Raw genomic sequence first — 2,534 nt, 5'->3', positions numbered from 1 at the left:
CGACGCGGTGCCGGGCCACGGCGGCGACCAGCCCCGAGAAGTCGGAGATGGCCGGCTGTTCGGGCAGGACCTCCTCATGGCGCTGGAGCAGCCAGGGGACGTCGATATGCAGCGGCGGCATCGTCAGGCGGCCTGTCCGGGGTGGCGGTGTTCATCGTCCGGGAACGCGTCCGCGAAAGCGTCCGCGTTGTCCGCGAAGAAGCGGCGGAACACCTCGGCGCCTTCCTGGAGGGCGCGGTGGCGGGCGATGTCGGCGACGGTCGCCTCACGGACGAGGGCCTTCATCGTCGTACCGCGCTCCTTGGCGATCTGACGGAGGTCCTCAAGTTCCCGATCGCTGAATTCCACGTTGAGTGCTGACATGCGGCACACCCTACTTGTCCGGTACCCCGACAGCAATCACCCCAGCTCACATGATGTTTTTGTAGGTACTTGACAAGGCCTACGGAGCGTCCGCGCCGGGCGGCCGGGCGCCGTCCTGACCGACCCGGACGAACGGCTCGCGCACCTCATGGCTCGTCAGGGCGTGGTACGCGGCGGGGCGCCGGAACGCGTTCCCCCACGTCTCACGGCGCCGGTAGTCGCGGAGCGCACCGAGGTCGAAGACCGCCGGGTAGACGCCCTCGGCCTCGCCCGCCTCGACCACGAGCATGTCCCGGGAGCGCCCGTCGGCGAAGGCGATGCCGTCGAAGGCGATGGAGTGCCCCCAGCCGGGGCCCGCGTAGTTGGCCATGGCCAGGGCGGTCATGTTCTCACTGGCGCGCGCCCGGAACTGGCTGAGCCGGTTGATCTCCAGATCGCAGGCGTTCGGGGTGAGGACGAGTTCCGCTCCGGCGAGCATCAGGGCCCGTGCGCTCTCCGGGAACTCCCGGTCGTAGCAGATCATCGCCCCCGTCATGACCTCGCCCGCCGCCGTGTCCAAGGCGCACACCTCGAAGCCGTCGCCCGGGGTGAGGACGGCCTCGGGCAGGTCGAAGGCGCAGGTGTGCACCTTGGCGTAGGTGAGCACGAGGCGGCCGTGGCGGTCGATGAGGGAGACGGTGTTGCGGGGCGGTCCGTCCCACCTCTCCAGATAGGTGAGCGCGATCGCCATCTCGAGTTCGGCCGCCAGCTCGCGGAAGCGGGTGACGAACGGCCCGTCGCGGGTGATCGCCTCATCGCCCCATACGGCCTCGGGCGCGGGCAGCGGCGGTGCGGGCGGCGCGCCGTCCCACAGGCGCGGGTGGCGGTAGCGGTTGCCGGTCGTCTCGTCGGCGACGGTCGAGTGGTAGCCGTTGCTCCACATCTCGGGGAAGAGCGCGATGTCCGCGCCGATGGCCTTGGCCCGGCGGCAGGCGGCCTCACCGGTGGCGAGGTTCGCCCGCAGGCCGCGGCCGGGAGGGGCGAGCTGGAGCAGGGCGACGGTCAGGGTGGTCATGGCTGGTTCCTCCTTCGTCGGCTGTGGGTGCGGTGGCGAAGGAGTGACCGGCGGACCCCGGGCGCGGGGCGGGCGTCAACGCATGTCAGCCACGCTACCGGGCACCCGGGGCCGCTGGTAAGAGGGCGCTCCCCGGCGATCAGGCCGACGCCACGGTGCACGGCCGGTGAGGGTACGGTGAGCCGCATCACAGGAGATCGCGGAAATCGCGGGAGGAGAGCGTGACCATGGAGCAGCGGGTGTGCGGCCGGACCGGACGCGAGGTCTCCGTCGTCGGGCTGGGGACCTGGCAGCTGGGCGCGGGCTGGGGCGATGTCAGCGAGGCGGACGCGCTGGCCGTGCTGGAGGCGGCCGTCGAGTCGGGGGTGACGTTCTTCGACACCGCCGATGTGTACGGGGACGGGCGCAGCGAGCAGCTCATCGGGCGCTTCCTGCGGGACCGGCCGGACGCCGGGATCTTCGTGGCCACCAAGATGGGGCGGCGGGTGCCGCAGGTCGCGGAGAACTACACGCTGGACAACTTCCGTGCGTGGACCGACCGTTCGCGCGCCAACCTGGGCGTGGACACCCTCGATCTCGTTCAGCTGCACTGCCCGCCGTCCTCGGTGCACGCCACCGACGCGGTGTTCGACGCGCTGGACACGCTGGTGGACGAGGGGCGGGTGGCGGCGTACGGGGTCAGCGTGGAGACCTGTGAGGAGGCGCTGACGGCGATAGCGCGGCCGGGGACGGCGAGCGTGCAGATCATCCTCAACCCGTTCCGGCTCAAGCCGCTGGAGAGGGTGGTTCCGGCGGCGGCGGAGGCCGGGGTGGGGATCATCGCGCGGGTGCCGCTGGCGTCCGGCCTGCTGTCGGGCCGGTACACCAAGGACACGCTGTTCGCCGACGACGACCACCGTACGTACAACCGGCACGGCGAGATGTTCGACCAGGGCGAGACCTTCTCGGGGGTGGATTTCGAGGAGGGCGTCGAGGCGGCGGTGGAGTTCGGGAAGCTTGGCGCCGGAGGACGCCACCCCCGCGCAGACGGCACTGCGGTGGATCGTCCAGCAGCCGGGGGTGACCTCGGTCATCCCCGGCGCGCGGTCGCCCGAGCAGGCGCGGGCGAACGCGGCGG

2 protein-coding genes and 2 pseudogenes are annotated in these 2,534 nt (G+C 71.5%); 1 reads left to right on the top strand and 3 read right to left on the bottom strand.

Going from position 1 to position 2,534, the window contains the following annotated elements; translation table 11 throughout:
- The 3 genes and pseudogenes from SSOG_RS44295 to SSOG_RS44285 form a co-directional block, all read right to left on the bottom strand.
- A pseudogene (locus tag SSOG_RS44295) lies at nt 1-121 on the bottom strand (toxin Doc); the annotation flags it as partial.
- Nucleotides 122-123: 2 nt separating this feature from the next.
- Complete coding sequence (locus tag SSOG_RS44290) at nt 124-363, bottom strand: hypothetical protein (RefSeq protein ID WP_014057435.1); 240 nt, start codon at nt 361-363, stop codon at nt 124-126.
- Nucleotides 364-442: 79 nt separating this feature from the next.
- Nucleotides 443-1,417 (bottom strand): carbon-nitrogen hydrolase family protein, encoded by a 975-nt coding sequence (locus SSOG_RS44285; RefSeq protein ID WP_009720861.1) that lies wholly within the window; start codon nt 1,415-1,417, stop codon nt 443-445.
- A 227-nt stretch (nt 1,418-1,644) separates the two neighbouring features.
- On the opposite strand from SSOG_RS44285, the pseudogene SSOG_RS44280 reads away from it, so the two are divergent.
- Nucleotides 1,645-2,534 (top strand): annotated as a pseudogene (locus tag SSOG_RS44280) (aldo/keto reductase); the annotation flags it as partial.

The organism is Streptomyces himastatinicus ATCC 53653 (genome assembly GCF_000158915.1).
Lineage (GTDB): Bacteria > Actinomycetota > Actinomycetes > Streptomycetales > Streptomycetaceae > Streptomyces > Streptomyces himastatinicus.
The sequence above is the reverse complement of the archived record's forward strand: the minus strand, read 5'-3'. Positions and strand labels throughout refer to the sequence as shown.

What these genes read in the sequence shown, in the direction of transcription:
- SSOG_RS44290 (WP_014057435.1), bottom strand. Translation starts at nt 363, where the DNA reads ATGTCAGCACTCAACGTGGAATTCAGCGATCGGGAACTTGAGGACCTC.
- SSOG_RS44285 (WP_009720861.1), bottom strand. Translation starts at nt 1,417, where the DNA reads ATGACCACCCTGACCGTCGCCCTGCTCCAGCTCGCCCCTCCCGGCCGC.